The organism is Acidovorax sp. JHL-3, assembly GCF_000526295.1.
Lineage (GTDB): Bacteria > Pseudomonadota > Gammaproteobacteria > Burkholderiales > Burkholderiaceae_C > Acidovorax > Acidovorax defluvii.
The window spans coordinates 369,557-396,058 of record NZ_JAFU01000001.1 but is presented as its reverse complement, the minus strand read 5'-3'; the positions used below and the strand labels follow the sequence as shown (position 1 = coordinate 396,058).

Sequence of the window (26,502 nt, the reverse complement as noted above, 5' to 3'; positions counted from 1 at the left end):
CCATGTTCAAGAAGAACCCGACCTCCGTGCGCCTGACATTGCGCGCCCTGGGCTACCTGCTGAGCTACCCCGATGCGCAACTGCGCAGCGTGATGCCGCAACTCATCGATGCCTTGCAGGCAGAGCAGGCACTGACGCATGAGCGCATGTCCGAGTTGAAGGGGGTGTGCGAGCACCTCGCGGCACTCGATCCGATGGAAGCCGAGGCGCGCTATGTCGATAACTTCGACCGCGGTCGCCAGACTTCGCTGCACCTGTTCGAACATGTGCACGGCGACTCGCGCGACCGGGGGCCGGCACTCATCGACCTGATGCAGACCTACGAAAAGGCCGGCCTGCAATTCGAGGCCGACGAGCTGCCCGACCACCTGCCGGTGGTGCTGGAGTTCGCCTCAACCCAGCCGCCGGAAGTGGCCAAGGAGTTTCTGGGTGAAATGGCCCACATCCTGAATGCACTTTTCAGCGCGCTGGTGGCCAGGAGCAGCCCTTATGCCAGCGTGATTGCCGCCGTGCTCGAAGTGTCGGGACAGCGCGTGCAGTCGGTGGCGCTCACGCCCGAGCCGCCCATGGATGAGGTCTGGGCAGAGCCCGAAGCGTTTGGCGGTTGCAGCACCCAGGGCCAGGCCAAGCCTGACCAGCCACAGCCTGTTCATTTTGTTCGTACCCCCCGCCCCGAGCGGGCACCAGAAGGAGTCTCCGTATGACCGCCTGGCTTGATACCCTGTTGTTCGGCATCTATCCCTATATTTGCCTTTCTGTCTTTTTCATCGGCAGCTGGGTGCGGTTTGACCGCGACCAGTACACCTGGAAAAGCGATTCGTCCCAACTGCTGCGCACGGGCAGTCTGCGCTGGGGCAGCAACCTGTTTCATATTGGTGTGCTGTTCCTGTTTTTCGGCCACACCGTGGGCATGCTCACGCCGCACTTCATGTATGAAGCCTTCATCAGCGCGGGCAACAAGCAGGTGATGGCCATGGTGTCGGGCGGTATCGCCGGGCTGCTGGGGTTTGTGGGGGTTTCTGTCCTGCTGCACCGCCGTCTGTCGGACCCGCGCATCCGCGCCACCTCGAAGACGAGCGACATCGTGCTGTTGCTTTTGCTGTGGCTGCAGCTGGCTCTGGGGCTGGCCACGATCCCGTTGTCGGCCCAGCACCTGGATGGTTCCATGATGATGAATCTGGCCGAGTGGGCGCAACGCATCGTGACCTTCCGTACGGGTGGGGTAGAGCTGCTGGCGGACGCCGGCTGGATCTTCAAGGCCCACATGGCCCTGGGCATGAGCATTTTTCTGATCTTCCCGTTCACCCGACTGGTGCATGTGTGGAGCGGTTTTGGCACGCTGGCCTATGTGCTGCGCCCCTATCAGCTGGTGCGTGCGCGCCGCATGAATTTGCCGCAAGGCCACATGCAGCCCAATGACCAGCGCCGCGCCTGATGTCCACACTGTCAAGGAGCACAACATGAGCCATGGATGTGGATCGGGAGGCTGCGGCTGCGCCTCCACCGGAAACGAAAAGGAAACGGGCGCAAGCACGCTCACCGCCGAACAGGCCGTGGCGTACGAAGCCCTGGCAACGGCCATGGAGGCGGCACCCGTAGCCCAGTCTTCACAGGCGCCGGCAGGCGTGGCGCAGGTGATGCCCTTGGCCGCCATCAACGGCATTGCCTTGCATGAAGTGGGGCAGCTGCTGGACGAGGAAACGCTGCGCCAGCGTGCGTGCACAGAGCTGTTGCGCCAGGCGGCCCAGCAAGCGGGCCTGCTGTCGTCAGATGACATGCCGGGTACCGACGGTGCCACCAGCGCTGCGGCTTCCGCCGCCATCGAGCAATTGCTGGAGCGGGAGCTGCCCATTCCAGAGCCTTCCGAAGAGGCGTGCCGTCGCTACCATGAGGCCCATCCTGCCGCGCACGCCCATGGCGAGCGTGCACAGCTGCGCCATGTGCTATTTGCCGTGACGCCCGGAGTGGATGTGAAACAGCTGCGCCTGCGCGCAGAGGCAATGCTGATCGACCTGCGTTGTGCAGACGACGGCGGGGTGCGCTTTGCAGAGGCTGCCAAACAATGGTCCAACTGCCCCAGCGGGCAGCAAGGTGGCGACCTGGGCTGGCTGACCCGGGCCGACTGCGCGCCCGAGTTCGCCCGGGAAGTGTTCGGCAGTGCCGAAATTGGTGTGCTCGCACGGCTGGTGCATAGCCGTTTCGGCCTGCATGTGGTCGAAGTGGTAGCCCGCGAGGCGGGGCAGCAGCCTTCGTTTGAAGAGGTGCGGCAGGCGATTGGTCTTACCTTGCGCCAGCAGGCCTGGGTCAACGCCCTGCGGCAATACCTTCAGTTGCTGGCGGGCGCCGCCGTGGTGGAGGGCGTGGTGCTGGATGCGGCGGATTCGCCGCTGGTTCAGTAGTTTTCAAGGGTATGGGCGAATGTCATGCCGGATGAGTTGCTCGATCGCCTGCGTCGGTTTCATGACGATGCTTTCCCCCAATACCGCCAGCAGTTCCAGGACTTGGTGGACGAGGGGCAGCATCCCACCACGCTTTTCATCGGCTGCTCTGACTCCCGACTGGTTCCTTACCTGCTGACCGGGGCAGGGCCCGGCGAACTGTTTCTTGTGCGCAATGTGGGGGCGTTCATTCCGCCTTACGACGGATCGCATGGCCACCACGGCACCACGGCGGCGATTGAATTCGCGGTGCTCAACCTGAAAGTTCAGCGCATCATCGTTTGTGGCCACAGTCATTGTGGGGCTATCAAGGCGATGTATGGTGAAGTGTCGCCTGAGGCTCCCAACCTGGAACGCTGGCTCGATCTGGGCCGCGAGGCCCTGCTGCCGGTGCAACCCGGACCGGAGGCGTTGCGTCGCACCGAGCAAAGGGCCGTTATTTTGCAGCTGGAGCGGCTGATGGAATATCCTATGGTCCGTAGCCGAGTGCAGGCAGGTCATATCAGCCTGCACGGCTGGCATTACGTGATCGAGGAGGGGGAAGTGCATGTGTTTGACGTCAAGACGGGGGGCTTTGTGCCCGCGTCGCTGGCTGACAACAGTGGTACGGGGCCGTACCACCCCTATGTGGAACATGACGGGCAGGTTCTTTTGGACGAGCTTTGATTCCTTCTTGACGGATCGCAGGCCACCTGAAGGCGAATATCCAATCATCCGAAACCATGAAGCGCGAACCCAATCCCCCCATGAATTCCACCTCTTTGTTGCAGCCCATCAGCCTGGATGTGCTGCGTGAAAAATACCTCAAAACCGGCGAGACCAGCGCCGAAGACCTCTACCGCCGCGTGGCCCGCGCCCTGGCCTCGGTAGAAGCGCCCGACCTGCGCGAAAAGTACGAAATCCTGTTCCTGGAGAACCTGCATGCGGGTGCCATCGGCGCCGGGCGCATCATGAGCGCGGCCGGCACCGACATCCAGGCCACGCTCATCAACTGTTTTGTACAGCCCGTGGGCGATTGCATTCAGGGCGTGGACGATGAGGGCTTTCCCGGAATCTATGAAGCCCTGCGCGAGGCTGCCGAAACCATGCGCCGCGGCGGTGGCGTGGGCTACGACTTTTCGCGCATCCGGCCCAAGGGCGCCCAGGTCAAGGCCACGGCATCCGTGGCTTCGGGCCCGTGCAGCTACATGAACGTGTTTGACCAGTCGTGCTCCACCGTCGAAAGCGCGGGGGCGCGGCGCGGTGCGCAGATGGGGGTGTTGCGCATCGATCACCCCGATGTGCACGAGTTCATCACGGCCAAGCGCACACCCGGGCGCTGGAACAATTTCAATGTGTCGGTCGGGGTGTCGGATGCCTTCATCGAGGCTGTCCAGCAGGGCCAACCCTGGGAGCTGGTGCACCGTGCGCGTCCGGGCGCTGTGGCCATGGCGCAGGGCGCCTACCAGCGCGCCGATGGCATGTGGGTCTATTCCACTGTGCAGGCGCGGGCGCTGTGGGACACCATCATGAAGTCGGCCTACGATTTTGCCGAACCGGGCATCCTGTTTCTCGATCACATCAACGAGGACAACAACCTCAATTACTGCGAAGACATTGCCGCTACCAACCCCTGCGGCGAGCAACCCCTGCCGTCCTATGGTTGCTGCGACCTTGGCCCTGTCATCCTGACGCGGTTTGTGCACCACCCGTTCGGATTCGACGGGTTGCCGGCATTTGACTTCGAGGCCTTCGAGAAAGTGGTGGCCCTGCAGGTCCGCGCGCTCGACAATGTGCTGGATGTGACTTTCTGGCCCCTGCCGCAGCAGCGCGACGAGGCCATGGCCAAGCGCCGCATTGGTGTGGGCTTTACCGGCATGGGCAACACGTTGGCCATGCTGTGCCTGCGCTACGACATGCAGGAAGGGCGCGCGATGGCGGCGCGCATTGCGCAATCCATGCGCGATGCGGCTTATCTCGCCTCGGTGGAGCTGGCCCGCGAAAAGGGTGCCTTCCCCAAGTTCGAGGCCGAGCCCTACCTGGCGGCCGGCACCTTTGCCAGCCGCCTGCCAGAGCCGATCAAGAAAGCCATTCGCAAGCACGGCATCCGCAACAGCCACCTGCTGTCGATTGCCCCCACGGGTACCGTGAGCCTGGCCTTTGCCGACAACGCCTCCAACGGTATCGAACCACCGTTTTCTTGGATGTACAAGCGCAAGAAGCGCGAGGCCGACGGCAGCACCAGCGAGTACGCGGTGGAAGACCATGCCTGGCGTCTTTACCGCGACCTGGGCGGCGACGTGGATGCGTTGCCCGACTATTTCATCTCGGCGCTGGCCATGCCTGCCGAAGGGCATATCGCCATGATGGAAGCGGTGCAGCCCTTTGTGGACACGGCCATCTCCAAGACCGTGAACATCCCGGCCGACTACCCCTACGATGACTTCAAGGACCTGTATCTGCAGGCTTGGCGCGCCCGACTCAAGGGGCTGGCCACCTACCGGCCCAATGCCATCCTGGGTTCGGTGCTCGAAACCCATGCGGCAGAGCCTGCACCGGTGGCTGCGCCTGCAACCCCGTCAGTGGATCCCATGCGCACGGTGATCGAGAGCCGGCCCAAGGGTGGGCTTTCCGCGGTGGCCGAGAAGGTGGAGTACTGGACGCAAGAGGGCCACAAGACGCTGTACCTCATTGTCTCGTTCCTCCCGGTGCCCACGGGCGTTGGCTCGGGAACGGTCGATCGCGCCATTGAGTTCTTCATGCCGGTGGGCCAAAGTGGCGAGTCGCAGCAGTGGATCACTGCCAGCATGCGTTTGCTGTCCCTGGCGGCGCGTGGCGGTTTTCTGGAGCGGGCACTTTCTGACATGCGCAAGGTGGCATGGGACCGCGGCCCCGTGCGCCTGGGTACGCACCAGAAGGATGACGGCACCCGCGTGCCCATGTGGCACGACTCCGAGGTGGCGGCCATGGCCTATGCCGTCCAGAACATCCTGGCGCGGCGCGTGACCGATCCGGTGCAGCAGGTGCTGCCCCTGGAGGAGCCGGCATCGCAGGTCAGTGGCATGCCGCCCGCCATGGCGGGCAAGAAGTGCACCGAATGCGGTGCGCACGCCGTCATCCGCAAGGATGGCTGCGACTACTGCACGCAGTGCGGCCACCTGGGGACCTGTGGGTGACAACCCGGCCCGTGATTCCGGTGCGGGTGGCGTCCGGTAAACCTTCCGCGCAGGCGCTGGCAAACATGGACAAGCGCTGGCGCGTGCGTTACCTGATGCTGGCGCCGCACCGCCTCGGTTTCTTTTTGGCCATGGTGGTGCTGGTGGCGTCGGGCCTGTGGTGGGCGCTGGTGCAACTCGACCGGTCCACCGGCTGGCTTGCCTTGCCCTCGGTGATATCACCCACGCTGGTGCATTCGGCGGTCATGGCGTTCGGCTTTATTCCGCTGTTCTTTTCGGGATTCCTTTTCACCGCCGGCCCCAAATGGCTGGGCGTGGAGGCCCCGCTGGCGAAGGACCTGCGCGTGCCGCTGTTCTCGCTGGCGGCGGGTTGGCTGCTGTGGCTGGCCGGCGCGCACCTGCACGCAGGTGTGGCATGGGCAGGGCTGGCACTGGCCATGGTCGGGCTGGTCTGGATGACCGTGCAGTTCTGGGGGCGTATCCGGCGCAGCCAGGCGGAGGATCAGCTCCATGCCCGAGTGATCGGCACCGCCTGTGTGGTGGGGTGTGTCAGCCTGGCAGGGCTGTTGCTCAGCGTGGTTTTCGAAGCGCATGCGACAGCGCGCGCGTGGATCTTCACGGGGCTCTGGGGCTTTGTGGTGGTGGTCTATGTCACCGTGGCGCACCGCATGATTCCGTTTTTTACCTCCAGTGCCATGCCCATGGTTCAGGCCTGGCGCCCGTTCTGGGTGCTGTGGCTGATGCTGGCGGCGGCGGCGCTGCAGGTGCTGGCTGCTTGGCTGGAGCTGGCTGGAGTGCCGTCCAGCGCGGCTGGCACGGCATGGTTGCTGGTGCACGGCACGCTGCAATTGATGGTGGGCGGCGTACTGGTCTGGCTGGCCTGGGTGTGGGGGCTGGTGCAAAGCCTGAAGAACAAGTTGCTGGCCATGTTGCACATCGGCTTTCTGTGGCTGGGTGTGGCGTTCCTGCTGGGTGGGGTGTCGCAGTGGCTGGTGGGCACGCTGGGCATGGGAGTGCTGGCACTGGGAGCGCTGCACGCGCTGACCATGGGCTGCCTCGCCTCGCTGATGCTGGCCATGGTCACGCGTGTGTCCTGCGGCCACAGCGGCCGCGCGCTGGTGGCTGACCGCATTGCCTGGTCGCTGTTCTGGTGCCTGCAGGCGGCTGCGCTGCTGCGCATCGCAGCGTCTGTTCCGGGCATCGCCGGGCTCTCTTTGCCGTGGTTGTTGCCCGTGGCGGCCGGCCTGTGGGCTGGCACCATGGGAGTCTGGGGGCTGCGGCTGGGGCGTTGGTACGGTTGCCTGCGTGCCGATGGGCGACCGGGCTGATGCATGGATCTGCCCATGGCTGACACGCCCGTGCCATTGAACAACGTGCCCGTTGCGGCGCACCCCGCTGTCTCGGACGACGGCGCAGTGGCCGCCATGGCCACGGCGCTGATGCAGTCGCGCCAGACCATCCTGCCCAAGCGGCTGGGCGCCCCCGGTCCGGGGGCTTCCGAGCTGGCCACCATCGTCAATGCCGCAGCGCATGCGCCAGACCATGGCCAGCTGCTGCCCTGGCGCTTTGTGCTGGTGCCCGAGGCCGCGCGCCCTCCATTGGCCGAGGTGTTTGCGCAGGCGCTGCTGGAGCGTGATCCCGGTGCCACGCCCGAGCAGTGCGGCCAGGCGCGCGAAAAAGCCTTCCGTGCTCCGGTGCTGATGCTGGTGGTGGTGGATGGCGAACGCGGCGACCCCGAAATTGATTTGGCCGAGCGGCTGCTTTCAGCGGGTTGCGCCGTGCAGAACATGCTGCTGATGGCCACCGCACAGGGCTATGGCTCGGCGCTGACCAGCGGAAAGGCCCTCAAGGCGGCCAGCCTGCGGGCGTTGTTTCGGCTGTCGGCTTGCGAGCGGGCCCTGTGCTTCATCAGCATCGGCACCGTGCTGTCGCCCAAGGCGGCGCGTGCGCGGCCCGTGCCAAGCGACTACGTCAGCACGCTGGACGCGGATCGGGGCGTGGTGCCTGGATTCTGACCCTTGCCAACTTCTTTCATTGCGAGATTTTTTCCATGGATATTTCCAGCTTCGACGATCTGCTGCAAGCCGCGCGGATGCAGCCCGAACCCCAGCGTCTTCTGTTTGTGTTTGCAGCGGTCGAATTGCCCGACGATGCCACCCCTGCCCAGCGTGCGCGCTTTGAAGCCGGGCAGGGCGGCGCCCTGGTGCCGCTGATGTGTGTGGACAAGACCCCGCAGGATTTGCCCTCGTTCAGTGCCCTGGTGGAAGAGGCCCGCCAGTTCACTGCCCCCGGCCACGACTGGGCCATGGTGTTCGCTGCAGCCCTGTCGGGCACGCTGAATCAGGCCCCCAGCAGCGCCGATGCCGAGGCGCCCCTGCAGCGCATGGTCGATGCCATCAAGGGCGGCGCGCATGGTGCCTACATTCCGTTTGACCGGCAGGGTCAGCCGGTCCGGTTCGGGTGAGCGCCGAGATGGGCACGACCTCCGCCTTGCCCGGTTTCAATGCCCCTTCCGTGGGGTTTGAGCAGCCCTTTGCCATGCTGGAGGCATGCCACGAGCGCGTGCAGCGCACGCTGGCCCTGCTGCAGCGGCTGCGCGCCCATGTGCTGGAGCACGGCGCAGATGTGCCCGCCCAGCACGCCGCGCGCGACGTGCTGCGCTACTTTGACATCGCGGCGCCCCTGCACCATGAAGACGAGGAGCTTCATGTGTTTCCGCTGCTCCTGGCGCAAGGCTCCCCTGACGTGGCTGCGCTGGTGCGGCGCCTGCAGGACGACCATGCCTGCATGGCCGCCGACTGGGCTGATGCACGCAAGGCGCTTCAGGCCCTGGTCGATGGCGATCTGAAGGGGTTCAGCGATGCCGATGGCGCAGCGTTTGACCAATTCACGGCCCGGTACGACCGGCACATCGCCGACGAGGAAACCGTGGCCTACCCTTCGGCACAAGCCCTGCTGGCAACGCCTGCGCTGCAGGCCATGGGCAACGAAATGGCTGCCCGACGCAAGGCGCCGCCGCCAGTGCGGCAATAATTCAAAAAAGATAGCTGTTCGCGCTTATTGGATAAGCGCCAGAGCTCGATTTGCCTAAAAATCGCTTCGCAAAGAGCGACGCCTGCCATGCCCCAAGGGCATGGGCGCGCTGCACGAGGCTGGGGCGTGCACGCTGGATACTGGCGGACTCGTATGCGTAACCCTCTGCTTTTTGCCCGCGTGGCCATCACCTTGGCCCTGGCCTGGGCTGCCGCCGCCGCCTGTGTGGCACTGCACACCCCGCTGCCCTGGATGATCGGCCCGCTGCTGGTCACCTCGCTGCTGTCCATCGGTGGCGCACCCACCGAAAGCTGGGCCCCGCTGCGCAATGCTGGCCAGTGGTCGATTGGCGCCTCGCTGGGGCTTTATTTCACGCCACAGGTGGTGGCGCTGGTGGCCAGCCTGTGGTGGGCCATCGCGCTGGGCATTGTGTGGGCGCTGGTGCTGGGCTGGCTGTTTGGTGTCTGGCTGTACCGGGTTCATGCGCCGCGCATGCATGGCGTGCCGGCGTCGATGATGCGGGCCACCAGCTATTTCTCGGGGGCCATTGGCGCGGCGTCTGAAATGACGCTGCTGGCCGAGCGCGAAAATGCCCGCACCGACCTCGTGGCCGCCAGCCACAGCCTGCGCCTGCTGATCGTCACGGTGACCATTCCCTTTGCGCTGCAGTGGAGCGGCCTGCATGGCCTCGATATCCTGCCGCCCACCGTGCGCGCAGTGAGCTGGCCGGGGCTGGCGCTGCTGGCCCTTCTTACCGGTGCAGGTGCGCTGGTCATGGACCGGCTGGGCCGCGCCAACCCCTGGTTCATGGGCGCGCTGGTGGTGTCGATGGGGCTGGCCATGGCGGGCGTCGCACTGTCGGCGGTGCCCCAGGGGCTGGTCAACGCGGCCCAACTGGTGATTGGCGTGAGCCTGGGCGTGCGATTTCGCGCCGACTTTTTGCGCACCGCACCGCGCTGGCTGGCCACGGTGGCCGGGGGCACGCTGGTGCTGATGGGCGTATGTGCGCTGTTTGCCTGGTTGCTGGCGCGGGCCACCGGGCTGCCCTGGGTCACGCTGCTGCTGGGCACTTCACCGGGGGGAATCACGGAAATGGCCATCACGGCCAAGGTGCTGCAACTGGGCGTGCCGGTGGTCACGGCGTTTCAGGTGTGCCGGCTGATTGCCGTGCTGGTGCTGGTGGAGCCCTTGTTCCGGCGCATTTACCCGCCGACGGCTTGAGTGGCGACGCAAGGCGCCCGGCATCGGGCAGAAAAAAAGGGGCGATGCCCCTTTTTTTCGATCACACCTTCTCAGTGCACCACCACTGGGTTTTGCGCCAGACCGGCATAGCGGTCCAGTGCGTCTTCCACTTCTTCCTGGGTTGGGGTGTCGCGTTGCCAGGCCAGGATCTGCTGCTGGAACATTTCGGCCCAGGAACCGTCCAGGTACACCTCTTTGCCCGAGCGCTTGTCCACAATTTCGAAGCCGTGGCGGGCCAGCTGCGGTGCTGGCGGCGCGGTGTCATTGAGTGGCCCCCCTTTTTGCTCGACGGCATCAGGCAGCATGTGGACCACCACAAAAGAGTCAGAGTCGTAGAGCATTTGCATGGAGTTCCCCCAGTCGATATATGAATCAGATGACAGCGGGTGGGCAGAGTTCAAGTCCCACGGCTCCCGGTACCTGATGCTTTGCAGTATTTCACGAAAAAGGGGCTGTGCCGGATTCGTGGGGGCTTTTCGCCGCAATGGCGCCCGCAAGCAACACCGAACGCCCGGCGTGGCCAATCAGGGCGGCCCGCTGCTGCTCAGACGCAGATCGGCAAAGTCGCCATTGGCCTGGGTGAGGCGGATGCGCACGGGTACATAGCCCAGATCGGGCGCCAGCCACAGCTCGGCCTTCTGGTCGTAGTCGCGGCGCGGCAGGCGCAGCAGCTTCCAGGCCGGGGTGGGGCCGGCGGGCAGGTCCAGTGTTTCCTGCTCCTCGATCGAGAAAGTCCAGCGGTCGGCGCTGCGGGCGCTGACGGTGGTCAGGGTGACCTGGGTGCCGGGCACAAACCGCGCCGGGTCGGCCGCCAGCAGCGCACCGAGCTGGATGAATACGCTCAAGCGGTCCTGCACGCCGGGGCCCACGGCCGCCTGCGGGGTGTTGGCGCTGAAGGTAACGCGGCCCTGGGCGTGGTCAAAGTGGGCCGCCTGTTCACTGCGCGAACGATCTGCAAAGCGCTCTGGCTGCAGCCCTTGTGGCGTAACCTGGCCCACGCTGCTCTGGGAGCGGCTGCCCACCAGAAAGGCGCTGATCTCTTGCCGGGCTTCGTAACGGCTGCCGTCGTGCTTCCACAGCAGCTCGGCGCGCGCGTTGTAATTGAACTTTTTCGCTTGGCCATTCACGTCAAACGTCAGGCGCACCGGCGCGGGCAGGCGCACGGAGGGCGCGGCTGTGCTGGCCATGCGGCCCGTGCCGCCACCGGGCGGGCTGATGTCCACGCCTGCGCCCGTGCCGCTGTCCTGGGCTGTGGCGGGGGCCGTGGCAGGGGCGGGGCTTTCGGGGCTGGGGGATGGTGGCGCTGCCGCACTGGCCGGGGGCTGCGGGGCTGCGGCCACCACCTCTGCTTGCGCTGTCGCTTCTGTCTCGGCGGTTGCCTCGGAAGAGGGCGTTCCCTGGTCGTCTTCCGCCGGAGCCGATGGTGGTGATTCACCGGTTTCGACGGGGCTTTGGGCCTGTGCCTGGGGCTCTGGCGGCGGTGCGGTGGCCGCTGCCTTCGCCTTGGGGGGCGTGGTGCGGGGCTGCGGCGCGGGTTTCTTGCGCGCGGCGGTGGGGCGGGCGGGTGCCGGAGATGCCTGCGCCACCACGGGGCGGGGCGGCGGTGGGGCAATGTTGCGGGTGCTGAAAACCGGTGCCGCCGGGGCTGCGGATGGGGTGCCGTCCCAGTCCAGGGGCATTCCTTGCAGCACCAGCCAGTGCAGCGCCAGCACCAGAAGGGTCAATACAGGCAGCGGTCGGCGTGGCATCACAGGGGCTCCGGCGGGTGTCAGGCGCAGCCCGCGCCCAGGTCTTGCGAGAGCTGGGCAGCGGCGACGCGCAAGGGGGTGTCGATGGCGCCGCCCCAGTTGGGATCGAACGTGGCCACCGAGCCCAACGTGGTGATGCCCAGCACCAGGTGGCCGTCGGCGTCGAACACCGGCGCACAGAACGCAACGATGCCGGGCAGCAGCGTGTCCACCACGCGGGCCGATCCGTGCGTGCGCACCTCGGTCAGCAGGGTATCGACCGCCGCCGCGGTGGTGGGCAGATCGGTGCGGCGTAGCTTGGCGGCGTGGGCCAGCTCGTCCTGCAGCATGGGGGCCACGGCCTCGCGCGGCATGTGGGCGGCAAAGCAGCGGCCCGTGGCCGAAGACAGCAGTGGCATCACATCGCCCAGGCGCAGGTTGGCGGTAACGGCCTGGGACGACTCTTCCCAGTGCACGATGGTCGGCCCCCGGTTGCCCCACACCGCCAGGGCGAGGGTGTGGCCAATGGTCTGCATGAGTGCAGGCATGCGTTCGCGCGCCAGGCGCACCGCATCCAGGCGCGACAGCGAGGCCAGGCCCAGCTTGAGCGCCGCCGGGCCCAGGTCGTAGTGTGCGGTGCGGCTGTCCTGCACCACCAGCCCCAGGCGCTGAAAGCTCACCAGATAGCGGTGGGCCTTGGCCGCGCTCATGCCGGCCGAGGCCGCCAGGTCTTTCAGCATGAGCGGCCCGCGCGAGCGCGTCAGCCCCTCCAGCAGCAAAAACCCCACCTCCACGGACTGGATGCCTGCACGTTCTTTGTCCATGTGCACTAAAATTTGCAAGTTTTGTTTAGTTAAATCAATTTCACCCAGCGTAATTTTTGCTGGGCGCGAGCGCCATTTTCACCAAGACAAAGGTTCTGTCCCCATGAAACTCGCCACCTACAAAGACGGCTCGCGCGACGGCCAGCTGCTTGTCGTCTCGCGCGACCTGGGCACGGCCCATTATGCGACCGGCATAGCCAGCAAGCTCCAGCAGGTGCTGGACGACTGGAACTTCCTTTCGCCCCAGTTGCAGGACCTGTACGACCAGCTGAACAGCGGCCGCGCGCGCCATGGCTTCCCGTTCGATCCCAAGCAGTGCATGGCCCCGCTGCCGCGCGCTTACCAATGGGCCGATGGCTCTGCGTACATCAACCATGTCGAACTGGTGCGAAAAGCGCGCAACTCCGAAGTGCCCGCAAGTTTTTACACCGATCCGCTGATGTACCAGGGCGGCAGCGACGACTTCATCGGCCCCTGCGACGATGTGGTGGTGCCCAGCGAGGCCATGGGCATTGACTTCGAGGCCGAGATTGCCGTGGTCACCGGCGACGTGAAGATGGGTGCCAGCCCCGAGCAGGCCCTCGACGGCATTCGCCTGGTGATGCTGGCCAACGACGTGAGCCTGCGCAACCTCATTCCCGCCGAGCTGGCCAAAGGTTTTGGCTTCATGCAGAGCAAACCCGCCACTGCGTTCAGCCCTGTGGCTGTGACGCTCGACGAACTGGGTGACGCCTGGGACCACGGCCGCCTGAACCTGGTGGTGCAGTCCACCTGGAACGGCCGCAAGGTGGGCATGTGCGACGCCGGCCCGGAGATGACCTTCCACTTCGGCCAGCTGATTGCCCATGTGGCCAAGACACGCAACGTGCGCGCCGGCTCCATCATCGGCAGCGGCACCGTCAGCAACAAGGGCGTGCAGCAGAGCGGCCGCACCGAGTGGCCCAGGGGCTACAGCTGCATCGCCGAAAAGCGCTGCATCGAAACCATTCAAGACGGCCAGCCCAGCACCGAGTTCATGAAGTTCGGCGACACCATTCGCATCGAAACCAAGGGCCCGGACGGCGCCAGCATCTTCGGCGCGATCGACCAGGCCATTGCGCCGCCTGCAGGCGCGTGAGCAGGGTTGGCGAGAAAATATGAATGAAAAGTGCCTGTAGCGCTTATGGGTAAAGCGCTATAAGCTATTATAATAATAGCAAATACGACAGTACCCCGGTGCAGTCTGGCACCCTGTCACCTGCGCTGGCTGCCGCCTGGCGGGTGCCCGGGAATCACATGGCTACCTGAGGCGCACGCGACGCCAGAGCGCACCGGTGAAAAGGCCACATGGATGGCAAGGGTGTGTCTCGGGGGTAACTAGACGACCGGTCTAATGGCGGCACAATGCACCCGTGACCACCGAACAGCAACCCCTCGTCAAACACCACATCCTGCGCTGCGGCGAGCGGCTGATTGCCGCCAAAGGCTTTGTGGGTGTGGGCCTGGCCGAAATCCTGGCGGCGGCGGGCGTGCCCAAGGGCTCGTTCTATCACTACTTCGGCAGCAAGGAGCGCTTTGGCGAAGCGCTGCTGGCGCAGTACTTGGAGCGCTATCTGGGGCAACTCGATGCGCTGCTGCGGCCCGACGATGCCGGCACCCCGGCGCGGGCGCGGCTGATGCGCTACTGGTCTTACTGGAACGTGTCGCAGTGTGGCATCGCCCCCGCTGACGCAGCCGTTGATGACTGTGCCACCGAAGCCGCAGGCGCCCGGTGCCTCATCGTCAAGCTCAGCGCCGAGGTGGCCGACATGTCCGAGCCCATGCGCCTGGCGCTGCGCCGGGGCACCGACGACATCGTGCAGCGCATCGCCCTGTGCCTGCAGCAATGCCAGAACGAGGGCGCAGTGCCTGCCAGTGCCGACACGGCGGCCGTGGCCCTCACCTTGTACGAGCTGTGGCTGGGCGCCAGCCTGCTGGCCAAACTGCGCCGCGATGGCACGGCGTTCGACCATGCCCTGAAAAGCACCGAGCAGCTGCTGGACATGGCACCCGCCTGAAAGACGGCCCATGCGTTCTGGCACACCTTGTTTTCACCCCACTGACGCTTCCTCGCGCGCCGGCTCCGTTTGCGGCAACCCTGCGATCCCCGTCTCCCACTCAACCCCCGAAGGACTGCCATGCTGAATTTTGATTTTCACAACCCCACCCACATCGCTTTCGGCAAGGGCCGTGTGGCCGACCTGGCCAAGCTGGTGCCCGCTGCCGCCAAGGTGCTGATCCTGGTCGGTGGCGCCAGTGCCGAAAAGACCGGCACGCTGGCCGAAGTGCGCGCCGCACTGGGCGAGCGCCAGCACGCCACCTTCAGCGGCATCGAACCCAACCCGAGCTTCGAAACCTCGATGAAAGCCGTGGATCAGGTGCGCAGCGGCGGCTTTGATTTTCTGCTCGCCGTGGGCGGTGGCTCGGTGATCGACGCGGTCAAATTCATCGCCGCTGCCGTGCACTTTGAAGGCGACGCCTGGGCCATCCTCGAAAAGCGCGGGCGCAACATCACGCAGGCCATGCCGTTTGGCGCCGTCCTCACGCTGCCCGCCACGGGCTCCGAAATGAACAACGGCAGCGTCATCACGCACCGCGGCAAGGGCGCCAAGCTGGCCTTCAGCAGCGTGCACACCTACCCGCTGTTCTCGGTGCTCGACCCCACCAAAACCTACACGCTGCCACCCCAGCAGCTGGCCAACGGCGTGGTGGATGCGTTTGTGCACACCGTAGAGCAGTACCTGACCTACCCGGTCAACGCACCTGTGCAAGACCGCTTTGCCGAAGGCATTTTGCAGACACTGATCGAGATCGGTCCGCGCCTGCTGACGGCAACCGAACCCGTGTACGACGACCGCGCCAACCTGATGTGGGCCGCCACCATGGCGCTCAACGGCCTGATTGGTGCGGGCGTGCCGCAAGACTGGGCCACGCACATGATCGGTCACGAGCTGACGGCGCTGCACAACATCGACCACGCGCGCACCCTGGCCATCGTGCTGCCCGCATTGCTCAACGAACGCCGCGTGCCCAAGCGTGAAAAGCTGCTGCAATACGGCGAGCGCGTGTGGGGCATCACCACCGGCACTGACGATGAACGCATCACCGCTGCCATCGAGCGCACGCGCGCCTTCTTTGAAAGCATGGGCATCGCCACACGCCTGTCGGGCTACGGCCTGGGCGCCGAGGCCATCGACACCGTGGTGGCGCAGCTCGAAGCGCACGGCATGGTGCAACTGGGCGAGCAACGCGAGGTGACGCCCGCCGTGAGCCGCCGCATCCTCGAAGCGGCACTGTAAGCACGCTGGCGGCCGGGGCATTGGCGCATCGTTGCGCCCATGCGGCCCGGCCACAAGATCACTCCAAAGGACATTGCATGCCAAAGATATTGATGGTTCTCACCTCCCACGACCAGCTGGGCAACACCGGTGCCAAAACCGGCTTCTGGCTGGAAGAGTTTGCCGCACCGTACTACGTGTTCAAGGACGCGGGCGCGGACGTGACGCTGGCATCGCCCCAGGGCGGCCAGCCGCCGCTGGACCCCAAAAGCGACGACCCCGGCGCGCAGACCGACGCCACGCGCCGCTTCAAGGCCGATGCGGCTGCACAAAAGCAGCTGGCCAGCACCCAGCGCCTGGCCGACGTGAATGCAGCCGACTACGACGCAGTGTTCTACCCCGGCGGCCATGGCCCGCTGTGGGACCTGGCTGAAGACGCGCACTCCATCGCACTCATCGAGGCCACGCTCAACGCGGGCAAACCCGTGGCGGCGGTGTGCCACGCGCCCGCCGTGCTGCGCCACCCCAAGGGCCCGGATGGCCAATCGGTGGTCAAGGGCAAAAACGTGACCGGTTTCACCAACACCGAGGAAGCCGCCGTGGGGTTGACCGACGTGGTGCCGTTTCTGGTGGAAGACATGCTCAAGGCCAACGGCGGGCACTACGCCAAGCTGGGCGACTGGCAGCCCTATGCGATCACTGACGGACTGCTGATCACGGGGCAAAACCCCGCGTCGTCGGAGCCCGCGGCGCATGCGTTGCTGAAAAAGCTGGGCTGAAGCCCGCAGCACAGCTTGCCTGCAGGCAGGAGCGCCAGCAGGGTGCCGGGCGCTGGCGGAGAAAATTTGAGAGAAATTGGCTGCTAGCGCTTATCTGATAAGCGCTAGCAGCTATGGTTTTTGATGCGATATGTGAATAGTCCGGGTGTGCAAAGCACCCGAGGGATCAAGCCGCGTGCGGGGTGCCCGCAGCCGCGTGCGGGGCACAGGCCTGCACCTCCACCAGGCAGTCATAAAACGTGGGCGCCCGGCCCATGTCGGTCAGCGACTGGCTGGTGAGCTGGTTCACGTTGGTGCCGTCGAGCCCCAGCTTGCGCCACCAGATGCCCAGGCCGTTGACCACGCCGGGCCGCGCGCGCAGCGACACCGCAGCGTGGCAGCGGTAGCTGCCGCGGTCGTTGAACACGCGCACCACGGCGCCGTCACCAATGCCGCGCGCCAGGGCGTCGTCGGGGTGGATCTCCAGCACGGGGCGGCCTTCGATGTCGCGCAGGCTTTGCACGTTCACAAAGGTGGAGTTCAAAAAATTGCGCGCTGGCGGTGAAATCATGGCCAGCGGGTAGTGTGCCGAGCTGCCCTGCAGCTCGTGGTTGGGCAGGTGGTCGGGCAGGCCGTCCAAGCCCTGCGCGGCCAGGCGGGCGCTGAAAAATTCGCACTTTCCGCTGGGCGTGGCAAAACCGCCTTCGGCAAACGGCGCGTCGGGCAGCGCCAGCGTGGCAAAGCCCTGGGTTTCGAGCAGGGCAAAGTCCACCGCATCGCCAAAGGCCTGTCGGCACAGCGCTTCGTCGCTGTCGGCAAAGCAGGGCTCGGTAAAACCCATGCGCGCCGCCAGGTCGCGGAAGATCTGCGCATTGCTGCGCGCCTGGCCCTGGGGTGCGATGGCGGGGCGGTTGAGCAACACATCGGTGTGGCCATAGGCCAGGTGCACGTCCCAGTGTTCGAGCTGCGTGGTGGCGGGCAGGATGAAATCGGCGTAGTCGGCCGTGTCCGTCTGAAAATGCTCCAGCACCACGGTGAACAGGTCTTCGCGCGCAAAGCCCTGCACCACCTTGCCGGAATCGGGCGCCACGGCCACCGGGTTGCTGTTGTAAACCACCAGGGCCTCGACGCGGGGCCCGAAAGCGGGCGAGGCCTCGCGCAGCAGGTCGTCACCAATTTGCACCATGTTGAGCGTGCGTGGCGTGCGCGCAGGCATCAGGTCAGGCCGCTGCAACGCTGCGCGCTGCGCCGGAAACTGGCCTGAGCTGGACAGCAACATGCCGCCCGCGCGGTGGCGCCAGGCGCCGGTGAGCGCTGGCAGGCAGGCCACGGCGCGCACGGCGTTGCCGCCGCCGCGCACGCGCTGCATGCCGTAGTTCAGGCGGATGGCGGCGGGCTGGGTGGTGCCATAGTCTTTGGCAAGCTGGCGGATCTGCTCGGCGGGCACGCCGCAGACCTCGGCCGCGCGCTCGGGCGGCCACTGCAGGGCGCGCTCGCGCAGCTGCTCCCAGCCCAGTGTGTGGCGCGTTATGTAGTCGTGGTCCAGCCAGTTGTTCTTGATCAGCTCGTGCATCAGTGCCAGGGCCAGCGCGGCATCGGTGCCGGGGCGCAGGGCAATGTGCTCGTGGCACTTGTCGGCGGTTTCGGTCTTGCGCGGGTCGATGCATACCAGCCGTGCGCCGTTGCGTTTGGCCTGCTGCGCATAGCGCCAGAAATGCAGGTTGCTGCCAATCGAATTGCTGCCCCAGATCAGGATGAGCTTTGCCTGCGCAAAAAACTCCACCTTCATGCCCACCTTGCCGCCCAGCGTTTGCACCAGGGCTTCGGCGCCGGCCGACGCGCAGATGGTGCGGTCCAGTTGCGAGGCGCCCAGGCGGTGGAAAAACCGCCGGTCCATGCTCTCGCCCTGCACCATGCCCATGGTGCCCGCGTAGCTGTAGGGAAGGATGGCCTCTGGGTTGCGTGCTGCGATGGCGCCGAGACGCTGCGTGATCTCGGCCAGGGCTTCGTTCCAGCTGACGGGTGCAAACTGGCCGCTGCCCTTGGGGCCCGTGCGCTTGAGGGGCGTGAGGATGCGCTCGGGGTGGTAGCTGCGCTCGGTGTAGCGGGAGACCTTGGTGCACAGCACGCCATCGGTGTGCGGGTGGTCGGGGTTGCCCTGCACGCGGGTGGCCACGCCGTTTTCCACCGTGGTGAGCAGGGCGCAGGTGTCGGGGCAGTCGTGCGGGCAGGCTCCACGCACCTGCAAGGGGGCAGACGGCAGGGAATTGGCGGCAGATGGCGAGGGCATTCGGTGGGTCGGTCGGTAAACTGCAGGATAGGTAATAAAGTGCATACCTTGTGCCCTGTCCAGGAAGGCTGCCTACCGGCAGTACCGGGGGGCGCACTCGATTCACAAGAGCAGAGATTTCACCATGAACCAAAAGGCAATAGGGCGCAGACAATTTTCAGTAGGCTTGGGCGCGGCAGCGCTGGGCGGCTTCAATCTGGCACAGGCGCAAGGCGAAGGCCGCATCGTGCTGGGGCAGTCGGCGCCCTTCACCGGCCCTTCGGCCCAGTTGGGCATCCAGTTCAACCTGGGCGCCAAGCTCTTTTTTGACCGACTCAATGCCCAGGGCGGCGTGGGCCGGCGCACGGTGGAAATCCGCACCATGGACGACGGCTACGAGCCCGACCGCTGCGCCGAAAACACCCGAAAACTCATTGCCGACGACGTTTTTGCGCTGTTTGGCTACATCGGCACCCCTACCAGCCTGGCGGCGCTGCCGATTTTCACCCAGGCCAAAGTGCCGTTTTTTGGCCCCTTCACCGGGGCTGAGGCGCTGCGCCAGCCCTTCAACCGCCTGATATTTCATGTGCGCGCTTCGTACTACGACGAAACCGCGCTCATCGTGCGCCAGCTCACCAACCTGGGGCTCAAGAAGATCGCCGTGTTCTACCAGAACGATGCATATGGCAAGGCGGGGCTGGATGGCGTGACCAAGGCGCTCGCCGATCTCAAGCTTGCGCCCGTAGCCACGGCCACGGTGGAGCGCAATACCACCGACGTGAAGGCCGCCGTGGACAAGCTGGTGCCCGCCATGCCCGACGCCGTGGTGCAGATTTCGTCCTATGGGGCCAGTGCTGCGTTTGTGCGCGCTGCGCGCAAGGCGGGCTTTGGCGGCACGTTCTATAACGTGTCGTTTGTAGGCACCCAGGCGCTGGCCGACGAGCTGGGCAAGGACGGTGCGGGTGTGGTGGTGTCGCAGGTGGTGCCCTCACCCTACCAGCCCTCACGCCAGATCACACGCGAGTTTCTGGAGGCCATCAAGAAGGGCGGCGACAAGGTGCAGGCCAACTATTCCAGCCTGGAAGGGTACCTGGCAGCCCGCGTTTTCACCGAAGGCCTGCGTCCGGCGCTGGCCGGTGGCAAGCTCAGCCACGACAGCTTCATTGCAGGCATGGAATCCCTGGGGTCGCAGGTGATTTCCGGGTTCCCGGTGTCCTTCAGCAGCTCGGACCACACGGCATCGAGTTTTGTGGAAATGTCCATGCTCACAGGCGACGGCCGCGTCAGAACCTGACTCCGCCAGCACGGCGGGCGTTCTTTCAGCCCAAGGCGCGCGTGCGCGCCAGTCCCTGCATGAACGCCTCGCAGCGCGCCAACTGTTCCAGGCTCACAAATTCATCGGGCTGGTGCGCCTGCTGAATGCTGCCGGGGCCGCACACCACGGTGGGAATGCCGGCGTTCTTGAAAAGGCCGGCCTCGGTGCCAAAGGCCACCAGCGTGGTGCCCTTCTCGCCGGTGAGCTCTTGCGCCAGGCGCGTTACGGCATCGTCCTTGCTGCCCAGAAAACTGGGGATTTCGCAGATGGTCTCGAAGCTGAAACCTGCCGCGGGCGCCACCGTCTTCATGGCCGGCTCCAGCGCCTGGGCGTAGGCCACCACCTCGGCCTGCATCTGGGCGGCGTTAGCGGTGGGCAGGTTGCGAAACTCGTAGCGAAACTCGGCATCGCGCGGCACCACGTTGTCGGCGATGCCGCCGTGAAACTGGCCCACGCTGGCCGTGGAGAACGGCACGTCAAAGCCCGCAAAGCGCGGCTCGTTGCGCTCGAACCCCTCGGCCATGTCGCGCACCCGGCCCACCACGCGGGCCGCCATTTCGATGGCGTTGACCGAGTGCGGCGTGAGCGACGAGTGGGCCTCTTTGCCGCGCACGCAGCACTTGTAGCGGTACACCCCCTTGTGCGCGATGGCGGGCACCATGCTGGTGGGTTCTCCCACGATGCAGGCCAGAGGCCGGATGCCTGCGTCGCGCAGGTCGGCAATCAGTTCCTTCACACCAAAGCAGCCGATCTCTTCTTCGTAGGTGAAGGCAAAGTGCACGGCAAAGGGGGCGTCGCTGTTCAAAAACTGCTCGGCCTGCGAGAGGGCGATGCCAATGAAGGCCTTCATGTCAGCGCTGCCACGGCCAAAAAGCCTGCCGTCCTGCACCACGGCGCCCAGCGGGTCCATGCTCCAGTCCTGTCCGTCCCAGGGCACCGTGTCGGTGTGGCCCGACAGGATGACCCCGGCGGGCTTGCCCTCGCCCAGCGTGGCAAACAGGTTGGCCTTGGTTTTATCGGCGTTCCAGGTCAGGCGGCTTTTCACGCCCAGTTGCGCCAGATGGTCGCGGATGAAATGAATCAGCTCCAGGTTGGAGCGGTGGCTGACGGTGTTCATGCGCACCAGGGTTTGCGCAAGTTCCAGGGCGTGGGGTGAAATCATGGCGTGGGGGTGTCAACGTACGGGTGGGCGGCCATCTGCAAGCCGGGCTAGACTGTGAATTCGTAAGGATGCACATCATGAACGTTATTGATTCCATCGTCACCCAGGCCGCCGGTATTGCCGCAGTGCGCCGGGACATTCACGCCCACCCCGAGCTGTGTTTTGAAGAAGTGCGCACCGCCGATGTGGTGGCACAAAAGCTCACCGAATGGGGCATTCCCATCCACCGGGGGCTGGGCAAGACCGGCGTGGTCGGCATCGTCAAGGGGCGGGACGGCGGCGCCAGCGGCCGTGCCATCGGCCTGCGCGCCGACATGGACGCGCTGCCCATGCAGGAGTTCAACACCTTTGCCCATGCGAGCCAGCACCACGGCAAGATGCACGCCTGCGGCCACGATGGGCACACGGCCATGCTGCTGGCGGCGGCGCAGCACTTTGCGAAACACCGCAATTTCGATGGCACCGTGCACCTGATCTTTCAGCCGGCGGAAGAGGGCGGTGGCGGCGCGCGCGTGATGATCGAGGACGGCCTGTTGGAGCAGTTCCCCATGCAGGCCGTGTTTGGCATGCACAACTGGCCGGGCATGAAGATGGGCCAGTTTGCCGTGAGCCCGGGACCGGTGATGGCTTCCAGCAACGAGTTCAAGATCACCATCCACGGCAAGGGTGGTCACGCCGCCATGCCGCACACCGGCATCGACCCGGTGCCCATTGCCTGCCAGATGGTGCAGGCCTTTCAGACCATCATCAGCCGCAACAAGAAGCCGGTGGATGCGGGCGTGATCTCGGTCACCATGATCCACACGGGCGAGGCTACCAACGTGGTGCCCGACAGTTGCGAGTTGCAGGGCACCGTGCGCACCTTCACGCTGGAGGTGCTGGACATGATCGAGGCGCGCATGAAACAGGTGGCCGAACACACCTGCGCCGCGCATGAAGCCACTTGCGATTTCGAGTTTGTGCGCAACTACCCGCCCACCGTGAATTCGGCTGCCGAGGCCGACTTTGCGCGCAAGGTGATGGCCAGCATCGTGGGCGAGGCCAACGTGCTGGTGCAAGAGCCCACCATGGGCGCCGAAGACTTCGCCTTCATGCTGCAGGCCCGGCCCGGCGCCTACTGCTTTATTGCCAACGGCGACGGCGGGCACCGCGACCTGGGCCACGGCGGCGGCCCCTGCACGCTGCACAACCCGAGCTACGACTTCAATGACGACCTGATTCCGCTGGGCGCCACCTATTGGGTGCGGCTGGCCGAAGAATGGCTGGCGCAGGCCCGCGATTGACCGGCGACTGGCCGGTGCAAGGCAGCCGGGACGCTGGGCATCTTCACGAATCGGGCGCGAGTTCTCAGGCGGCACCACCGCGCACGCTCCTTTTGCCATCTGTTCAGGAAACACCATGATCGGTATCGTCCAGGCGTTTGCTCCCACCTACGCGCGTGCACGCACGCAGTTCCTGGAGGCCGCCGCCACGGCCAGCCTGCCGATCGAATCGCACCGCCATCCTTTGCTGGGGCGCGATGGCGAAGACCTGGCCATGGACGTGGTGCGCGATGGCCCACCCGACGCCGACAAGCTGCTCATCGTGAGCAGCGGCTGCCATGGGGTGGAGGGGTTTTGCGGCAGTGGCGTGCAGGTGTTTGCGCTGCACGACCAGGAGTGGCGCGACCTGGCGCACGCCCAAGGCGTGGCCGTGCTGTACATCCATGCGCTCAACCCCTATGGGTTTTCGCAACTGCGCCGCACCACGCACGAGAACGTGGACCTGAACCGCAATTTCCACGACTTCAGCCAGCCACTTCCCGTCAACGCCGCTTACCGCGAAGTGGCACCGCTGCTGCTGCCCCATGCGTGGCCACCGCAGGCGGACAACGTGCAGGCGGTGCAGGCCTACATCGCCACGCATGGCGCAGCGGCCTGGCAGGCCGCCATCACGCGCGGGCAGCATGAGTTTGCCCAGGGCCTTTACTTTGGTGGCACGGCGCCGACCTGGAGCAACCAGACGCTGCGCGCCGTGCTGCGCCAGCATGGCCGCCGGGCATCGCGCGTGGGCTGGATTGATCTGCATACAGGCCTGGGACCCAGTGGCCTGGGCGAGCGCATCTACTGCGGGCCTGACGATGCCGCCGCCGTGCAGCGCGCGCGCCACTGGTGGGCGGGCGACGGCGCCACGCCCGTCACTTCCATCTACGACGGTTCGTCCACCTCGGCTTTTCTTACCGGGCTGATGTGGAGCGCCATCCTGGACGAATGCCCCCAGGCCGAGTTCACCGGCATTGCCATGGAATACGGCACGCAGCCGTTGCAGGATGTGCTGCAGGCGCTGCGTGCCGAGCACTGGCTCTATCTCCACCCACAGGCCCCCGCTGTACAGGCCGCGCAGATCAAGGCGCAGATGCTGGCGGCGTTCTATACCGACACCGACGCCTGGAAGGGTCAGATCATCAGCCAGGCGCGGCAGTCGATGTTCCAGGCGGTGCAGGGACTGAAGCGGCCCTGAGGGCGTGAATCGTTCTAAGATACAGCGCAGCAAAATTTTGCCGACACCGTTCTCTTTCCAACTTTTCCATCAAGGACCAACGACATGGCCGACCTGAACGCCACTTTCGAAGCCGCTGTGGCTAATTCCAAGAACCTCAGCGAGCGTCCCGACAACGTCACGCTGCTGAAGATCTATGCGCTGTACAAGCAGGCCACGGCGGGCGACAACACCGAAAAGAAGCCCAGCTTCTCCGACGTGGTGGGCCGCGCCAAGTGGGACGCATGGGAAAAGCTCAAGGGCACCGGTCTGGATGCTGCCAAGCAGCAGTACATCGACCTGATTGAATCGCTCAGCTGAAGCGCGGGTCACGTCCATGAAAAAAGCGGCTTCATGCCGCTTTTTTCATGGGCCGATGCGGCGGGCAGTGCGTCCCAAAGTGCGTCAGTCGCGCCAGGTCACGCTGTCGCCCGGTGCTGCGCGCTGCGTGCGAAACCCGTTGGCCGGATGCGCCGGGTCGGCCAGGCCGAACGAGATGCCGCAGACGATGCTGCGGTCTTGCGCAATGCCCAGCGCCTCGCGCAGAACACTGGGGTAGGCGGCCAGCGCGGCTTGCGCAATGGTCGCCACGCCCAGGCTGTGGGCGGCCAGCAAAAAATTGCCAACGTAGGCGCCGCAGTCCACCGCGCCATACACGCCCAGGGCCTCGTCGCTGCTGACGATGGCCACATGCGGCGCACCGAACATGGTGAAGTTCTGGGCCGCCTGCCGTGCCGAGGCCTCGCGGTCGCCCTTGGGAATGCCCAGGGCTTCGTAAAGGCCCCAGCCGCATTCGCGGCGCCGCTCCTGGTAGACGCCCCGGTATTCGCGCGGCCAGGGCAGGTCGGGCGCCGGGGACTCGGCGGCCACATGGGCCTGCAGGGCGCTGCGCAGGCGCGCCAGCGTGGCACCGCTGGCAATGGTGAGCTGCCAGGGCTGCGCATTGCACCATGAGGCCGTGCGCTGCGCGGCGGCAAGGATGCGGTCGATGGTGGCGCGGTCCAGCGCCTGCGGCAGGAAAGCGCGGCAGCTGTAGCGGGTGTGCAGCAGGGCGGACAGCGTTTCGTAGGCGGGCGTTGTCCCGGCCGGTGTGGTGGCGGACGGCGGTGTGTGCGGTGCTGTCATTTCAGGCTTTGCGGGCCGCAGCCTTGGCGGGCGCGCGGCGGGCCGTGGTGCTGTCTTTGACGGCCTTGGCCGGTTTCTTTTGGGTCGCCGGTGCCATGTGCGCAGCGGGGTGGGGGGCGTTGAGCAGTGCATCGAGCTGCTCACCGATTTCTGCTTCGATGCGGTCCTTGAAGGCGCCAAACAAAAAGCCCAGCGCGGCCTTCATTTCAAACTGGTGGGCATCCACCAGCAGGGTGCCTTTCACGCCGGCACGGCTGAAATACAGGGTGTCCTGCGTATCGCCTTCTTCATAGCTGCAGTCCATGTCGAATTTTTTTTCGGCCTTTTCGGCCCAGGACACGCCGACTTTGCGGGCTTCTTGGAAGCCCAGGTGGTGTTCGCGGTGGATGTGGATGTCAGGCACCGGGTGGCTCCTTGGGGGGTGATAGTGCGCGCAGGCTCTGGTGGCGTTGCGTTTCGGGCTGTTTTGCCAGTTGTCTGACAGCATCATAAAACCGGGGCCACTGGCGGCCCTCACGCGCGAAAAGGGCTTCGAACGCGGGCACCAGTTCGTCGTAGGCGGCCTGTGCGGCAAAGCTGGCGTTGTTGGCATGGGCCACCCAGCGGTCATAACCCGCCAGCTGCGCGGCATTCATGGCGGTGGGGCGATCGCTGGGGGCCTCCAGCCAGCCGGCCCGCAGCGCGGCGTAGTCGCTTCGAAAGGATTGCATTGCTTCTGTTTTCATAGCTGTTAGCGCTTTACTGTCATGGGCTGGAGCCTGTTTTTGCTTATAAATCGCAGCCAGCTTCTCCCGGGTGGCGCGCGTCAGGGCGCGGAAGGCATTGCGCCGCGCGCTGCTTTCGGCAAAAGCCTGGCGGGCCTGTGGTGTGGATTGGGTCGCCAGCCACTGCGCGCTGCCCAACCGCTCTACCGCCGTGGCAAACGATTCGTTGAACAGTGTGTCGCCCGGTGCATAGACCACCTGGTGCGCCAGCTCGTGGAACAGCAGGCGCACAAACTCGCCCTCGGGCCAGGCGATGAACGTGCTGAGCAGCGGGTCGCCGCCCGCCCAGTTCATGTAACCCAGGGTGGAGTAGGCGGGCACGCCATACACCTCGACTTCCAGGCCTTGCTGTGCCAGTTGTGCGGCCTCGGCCCGGGCATCGGCTTCGGCGAAGTAACCGCGATAGCCAATGCAGCCCGTGACCGGAAAGCACCAGGTGTGCAGCGTGAGCGCGTAGGGCGGCGCGGCCACTACGTTCCACACGGCGGCGGGGCGCTTGAGGTCTGCATAGCGGCGGTAGCTGGCGTTGTCGGGCAGGCCCAGCTCGGCCACGGCAAAGGCGCGGGCGCGCTGGGCCAGGTGCAGGCGCTCGCGCAGTGCGGGGGTGGTGTCGGTGCGGGTGATCCACTGGTCGATGGGATCGGCCGCCTGCATGATCTGCAGGTGCCCACGCACGGATTGCCAGTAGTACCCGAGCGTGCTGCCGTGGCTGGCGCATCCCGGCAGTGCCAGCACCATGAGGCAGAGCAGGGCAAGGCGTGGCAGAAACGAAGGGGGCATGTCGGCAGGGCAAAAAAGGGGGAGTCTGCAGTGTAGACACAAGGCCCGGGCAGGGCTTGCCCACCAGTTTCTGCGAAACGGATACGGGGTTGTGCGC

The 26,502-nt window shown here is 65.5% G+C and carries 26 protein-coding genes; 18 read left to right on the top strand and 8 right to left on the bottom strand.

Features of this window, described 5'->3' with window-relative positions; all coding sequences use genetic code 11:
* The first annotated feature begins 2 nt into the window (after nt 1-2).
* From narJ to K226_RS0101785, 10 genes are all read left to right on the top strand, one after another.
* On the top strand, nt 3-704 hold the full coding sequence (narJ, locus tag K226_RS0101830; protein ID WP_024813173.1) for a nitrate reductase molybdenum cofactor assembly chaperone: 702 nt from the start codon (nt 3-5) through the stop codon (nt 702-704).
* Nucleotides 701-1,435 (top strand): respiratory nitrate reductase subunit gamma, encoded by a 735-nt coding sequence (narI, locus tag K226_RS0101825; protein ID WP_024813172.1) that lies wholly within the window; start codon nt 701-703, stop codon nt 1,433-1,435. The genes narJ and narI overlap by 4 nt, the downstream gene beginning before the upstream one ends.
* Before the next feature lie 25 nt (nt 1,436-1,460).
* Nucleotides 1,461-2,399, top strand: coding sequence for a peptidylprolyl isomerase (locus K226_RS0101820; protein WP_024813171.1), 939 nt, complete (start codon nt 1,461-1,463; stop codon nt 2,397-2,399).
* 24 nt (nt 2,400-2,423) lie between these two features.
* The gene (locus tag K226_RS0101815) at nt 2,424-3,104 is read left to right on the top strand and encodes a carbonic anhydrase (RefSeq protein WP_024813170.1); all 681 of its coding nucleotides are present in this window, start codon (nt 2,424-2,426) and stop codon (nt 3,102-3,104) included.
* A gap of 56 nt (nt 3,105-3,160) precedes the next feature.
* The gene (locus K226_RS0101810) at nt 3,161-5,593 is read left to right on the top strand and encodes an adenosylcobalamin-dependent ribonucleoside-diphosphate reductase (protein WP_024813169.1); all 2,433 of its coding nucleotides are present in this window, start codon (nt 3,161-3,163) and stop codon (nt 5,591-5,593) included.
* 65 nt (nt 5,594-5,658) lie between these two features.
* Nucleotides 5,659-6,921 carry an NnrS family protein gene (locus K226_RS0101805; RefSeq protein WP_024813168.1) on the top strand — a complete coding sequence of 421 codons (1,263 nt, stop codon included), beginning with the start codon at nt 5,659-5,661 and terminating at the stop codon, nt 6,919-6,921.
* Nucleotides 6,922-6,936: 15 nt separating this feature from the next.
* The gene (locus tag K226_RS0101800) at nt 6,937-7,608 is read left to right on the top strand and encodes a nitroreductase (RefSeq protein WP_024813167.1); all 672 of its coding nucleotides are present in this window, start codon (nt 6,937-6,939) and stop codon (nt 7,606-7,608) included.
* Nucleotides 7,609-7,643: 35 nt separating this feature from the next.
* Nucleotides 7,644-8,057: a hypothetical protein gene (locus tag K226_RS0101795; protein WP_024813166.1), complete on the top strand. Its 414-nt coding sequence runs from the start codon at nt 7,644-7,646 to the stop codon at nt 8,055-8,057.
* A gap of 8 nt (nt 8,058-8,065) precedes the next feature.
* Nucleotides 8,066-8,626, top strand: a complete 561-nt coding sequence (locus K226_RS0101790; RefSeq protein ID WP_024813165.1) for a hemerythrin domain-containing protein — start codon at nt 8,066-8,068, stop codon at nt 8,624-8,626.
* A gap of 153 nt (nt 8,627-8,779) precedes the next feature.
* Nucleotides 8,780-9,847 (top strand): AbrB family transcriptional regulator, encoded by a 1,068-nt coding sequence (locus K226_RS0101785; protein ID WP_024813164.1) that lies wholly within the window; start codon nt 8,780-8,782, stop codon nt 9,845-9,847.
* A 71-nt stretch (nt 9,848-9,918) separates the two neighbouring features.
* Here K226_RS0101785 and K226_RS0101780 read toward each other — a convergent pair whose 3' ends face one another.
* The 3 genes from K226_RS0101780 to K226_RS0101770 all read right to left on the bottom strand — a co-directional run bounded on the left by K226_RS0101780 (nt 9,919) and on the right by K226_RS0101770 (nt 12,419).
* A complete protein-coding gene (locus tag K226_RS0101780) occupies nt 9,919-10,215 on the bottom strand; it encodes a DUF3567 domain-containing protein (protein ID WP_024813163.1) in 297 nt (98 codons plus the stop codon).
* A gap of 177 nt (nt 10,216-10,392) precedes the next feature.
* Nucleotides 10,393-11,616: a DUF3108 domain-containing protein gene (locus K226_RS0101775; protein WP_024813162.1), complete on the bottom strand. Its 1,224-nt coding sequence runs from the start codon at nt 11,614-11,616 to the stop codon at nt 10,393-10,395.
* Nucleotides 11,617-11,636: 20 nt separating this feature from the next.
* Nucleotides 11,637-12,419, bottom strand: coding sequence for an IclR family transcriptional regulator (locus tag K226_RS0101770; RefSeq protein WP_024813161.1), 783 nt, complete (start codon nt 12,417-12,419; stop codon nt 11,637-11,639).
* Between the two features lie 103 nt (nt 12,420-12,522).
* On the opposite strand from K226_RS0101770, the gene K226_RS0101765 reads away from it, so the two are divergent.
* From K226_RS0101765 to K226_RS0101750, 4 genes are all read left to right on the top strand, one after another.
* Complete coding sequence (locus K226_RS0101765) at nt 12,523-13,536, top strand: fumarylacetoacetate hydrolase family protein (protein ID WP_024813160.1); 1,014 nt, start codon at nt 12,523-12,525, stop codon at nt 13,534-13,536.
* A 274-nt stretch (nt 13,537-13,810) separates the two neighbouring features.
* Entirely contained in the window at nt 13,811-14,455 is a 645-nt protein-coding gene (locus tag K226_RS0101760) for a TetR/AcrR family transcriptional regulator (protein WP_024813159.1), read from the top strand.
* A 120-nt stretch (nt 14,456-14,575) separates the two neighbouring features.
* Nucleotides 14,576-15,736, top strand: coding sequence for an iron-containing alcohol dehydrogenase (locus K226_RS0101755; RefSeq protein ID WP_024813158.1), 1,161 nt, complete (start codon nt 14,576-14,578; stop codon nt 15,734-15,736).
* A gap of 77 nt (nt 15,737-15,813) precedes the next feature.
* Entirely contained in the window at nt 15,814-16,494 is a 681-nt protein-coding gene (locus tag K226_RS0101750; protein WP_024813157.1) for a type 1 glutamine amidotransferase domain-containing protein, read from the top strand.
* A 166-nt stretch (nt 16,495-16,660) separates the two neighbouring features.
* On the opposite strand, the gene K226_RS0101745 is transcribed toward K226_RS0101750, so the two are convergent.
* Nucleotides 16,661-18,763, bottom strand: a complete 2,103-nt coding sequence (locus K226_RS0101745) for a molybdopterin-dependent oxidoreductase (RefSeq protein ID WP_024813156.1) — start codon at nt 18,761-18,763, stop codon at nt 16,661-16,663.
* A gap of 124 nt (nt 18,764-18,887) precedes the next feature.
* Here K226_RS0101745 and K226_RS0101740 point away from each other — a divergent pair, with 124 nt between their 5' ends.
* Nucleotides 18,888-20,036, top strand: coding sequence for an ABC transporter substrate-binding protein (locus K226_RS0101740; RefSeq protein WP_024813155.1), 1,149 nt, complete (start codon nt 18,888-18,890; stop codon nt 20,034-20,036).
* A gap of 25 nt (nt 20,037-20,061) precedes the next feature.
* Here the strand turns inward: K226_RS0101740 and argE are convergent, their stop codons facing one another.
* Complete coding sequence (gene argE / locus K226_RS0101735) at nt 20,062-21,219, bottom strand: acetylornithine deacetylase (RefSeq protein ID WP_024813154.1); 1,158 nt, start codon at nt 21,217-21,219, stop codon at nt 20,062-20,064.
* A 77-nt stretch (nt 21,220-21,296) separates the two neighbouring features.
* Between argE and K226_RS0101730 the strand changes: the two genes are divergently transcribed.
* The 3 genes from K226_RS0101730 (at nt 21,297) to K226_RS0101720 (ending at nt 24,057) form a co-directional block, all read left to right on the top strand.
* Nucleotides 21,297-22,502 carry a M20 aminoacylase family protein gene (locus tag K226_RS0101730; protein WP_024813153.1) on the top strand — a complete coding sequence of 402 codons (1,206 nt, stop codon included), beginning with the start codon at nt 21,297-21,299 and terminating at the stop codon, nt 22,500-22,502.
* Nucleotides 22,503-22,617: 115 nt separating this feature from the next.
* On the top strand, nt 22,618-23,718 hold the full coding sequence (locus tag K226_RS0101725) for a M14 family metallopeptidase (RefSeq protein WP_024813152.1): 1,101 nt from the start codon (nt 22,618-22,620) through the stop codon (nt 23,716-23,718).
* A gap of 84 nt (nt 23,719-23,802) precedes the next feature.
* Nucleotides 23,803-24,057, top strand: coding sequence for an acyl-CoA-binding protein (locus K226_RS0101720; protein WP_024813151.1), 255 nt, complete (start codon nt 23,803-23,805; stop codon nt 24,055-24,057).
* A gap of 84 nt (nt 24,058-24,141) precedes the next feature.
* Here K226_RS0101720 and K226_RS0101715 read toward each other — a convergent pair whose 3' ends face one another.
* From K226_RS0101715 to K226_RS0101705, 3 genes are read right to left on the bottom strand one after another with little or no spacing between them, the layout of a single operon-like run.
* Nucleotides 24,142-24,861 (bottom strand): nitroreductase, encoded by a 720-nt coding sequence (locus K226_RS0101715; RefSeq protein WP_024813150.1) that lies wholly within the window; start codon nt 24,859-24,861, stop codon nt 24,142-24,144.
* Between the two features lies 1 nt (nt 24,862).
* Nucleotides 24,863-25,264, bottom strand: coding sequence for a polyhydroxyalkanoic acid system family protein (locus K226_RS0101710; protein WP_024813149.1), 402 nt, complete (start codon nt 25,262-25,264; stop codon nt 24,863-24,865).
* Nucleotides 25,257-26,405: an aminopeptidase gene (locus K226_RS0101705; RefSeq protein WP_024813148.1), complete on the bottom strand. Its 1,149-nt coding sequence runs from the start codon at nt 26,403-26,405 to the stop codon at nt 25,257-25,259. The genes K226_RS0101710 and K226_RS0101705 overlap by 8 nt, the downstream gene beginning before the upstream one ends.
* Between the last annotated feature and the right edge of the window lie 97 nt (nt 26,406-26,502).

Bases quoted from the DNA above. Each gene is read 5' to 3' on its own strand.
- narJ (WP_024813173.1), top strand. From the start codon at position 3: ATGTTCAAGAAGAACCCGACCTCCGTGCGCCTGACATTGCGCGCCCTG.
- narI (WP_024813172.1), top strand. From the start codon at position 701: ATGACCGCCTGGCTTGATACCCTGTTGTTCGGCATCTATCCCTATATT.
- K226_RS0101820 (WP_024813171.1), top strand. From the start codon at position 1,461: ATGAGCCATGGATGTGGATCGGGAGGCTGCGGCTGCGCCTCCACCGGA.
- K226_RS0101815 (WP_024813170.1), top strand. From the start codon at position 2,424: ATGCCGGATGAGTTGCTCGATCGCCTGCGTCGGTTTCATGACGATGCT.
- K226_RS0101810 (WP_024813169.1), top strand. From the start codon at position 3,161: ATGAAGCGCGAACCCAATCCCCCCATGAATTCCACCTCTTTGTTGCAG.
- K226_RS0101805 (WP_024813168.1), top strand. From the start codon at position 5,659: ATGGACAAGCGCTGGCGCGTGCGTTACCTGATGCTGGCGCCGCACCGC.
- K226_RS0101800 (WP_024813167.1), top strand. From the start codon at position 6,937: ATGGCTGACACGCCCGTGCCATTGAACAACGTGCCCGTTGCGGCGCAC.
- K226_RS0101795 (WP_024813166.1), top strand. From the start codon at position 7,644: ATGGATATTTCCAGCTTCGACGATCTGCTGCAAGCCGCGCGGATGCAG.
- K226_RS0101790 (WP_024813165.1), top strand. From the start codon at position 8,066: ATGGGCACGACCTCCGCCTTGCCCGGTTTCAATGCCCCTTCCGTGGGG.
- K226_RS0101785 (WP_024813164.1), top strand. From the start codon at position 8,780: ATGCGTAACCCTCTGCTTTTTGCCCGCGTGGCCATCACCTTGGCCCTG.
- K226_RS0101780 (WP_024813163.1), bottom strand. From the start codon at position 10,215: ATGCAAATGCTCTACGACTCTGACTCTTTTGTGGTGGTCCACATGCTG.
- K226_RS0101775 (WP_024813162.1), bottom strand. From the start codon at position 11,616: ATGCCACGCCGACCGCTGCCTGTATTGACCCTTCTGGTGCTGGCGCTG.
- K226_RS0101770 (WP_024813161.1), bottom strand. From the start codon at position 12,419: ATGGACAAAGAACGTGCAGGCATCCAGTCCGTGGAGGTGGGGTTTTTG.
- K226_RS0101765 (WP_024813160.1), top strand. From the start codon at position 12,523: ATGAAACTCGCCACCTACAAAGACGGCTCGCGCGACGGCCAGCTGCTT.
- K226_RS0101755 (WP_024813158.1), top strand. From the start codon at position 14,576: ATGCTGAATTTTGATTTTCACAACCCCACCCACATCGCTTTCGGCAAG.
- K226_RS0101750 (WP_024813157.1), top strand. From the start codon at position 15,814: ATGCCAAAGATATTGATGGTTCTCACCTCCCACGACCAGCTGGGCAAC.
- K226_RS0101745 (WP_024813156.1), bottom strand. From the start codon at position 18,763: ATGCCCTCGCCATCTGCCGCCAATTCCCTGCCGTCTGCCCCCTTGCAG.
- K226_RS0101740 (WP_024813155.1), top strand. From the start codon at position 18,888: ATGAACCAAAAGGCAATAGGGCGCAGACAATTTTCAGTAGGCTTGGGC.
- argE (WP_024813154.1), bottom strand. From the start codon at position 21,219: ATGATTTCACCCCACGCCCTGGAACTTGCGCAAACCCTGGTGCGCATG.
- K226_RS0101730 (WP_024813153.1), top strand. From the start codon at position 21,297: ATGAACGTTATTGATTCCATCGTCACCCAGGCCGCCGGTATTGCCGCA.
- K226_RS0101725 (WP_024813152.1), top strand. From the start codon at position 22,618: ATGATCGGTATCGTCCAGGCGTTTGCTCCCACCTACGCGCGTGCACGC.
- K226_RS0101720 (WP_024813151.1), top strand. From the start codon at position 23,803: ATGGCCGACCTGAACGCCACTTTCGAAGCCGCTGTGGCTAATTCCAAG.
- K226_RS0101715 (WP_024813150.1), bottom strand. From the start codon at position 24,861: ATGACAGCACCGCACACACCGCCGTCCGCCACCACACCGGCCGGGACA.
- K226_RS0101705 (WP_024813148.1), bottom strand. From the start codon at position 26,405: ATGCCCCCTTCGTTTCTGCCACGCCTTGCCCTGCTCTGCCTCATGGTG.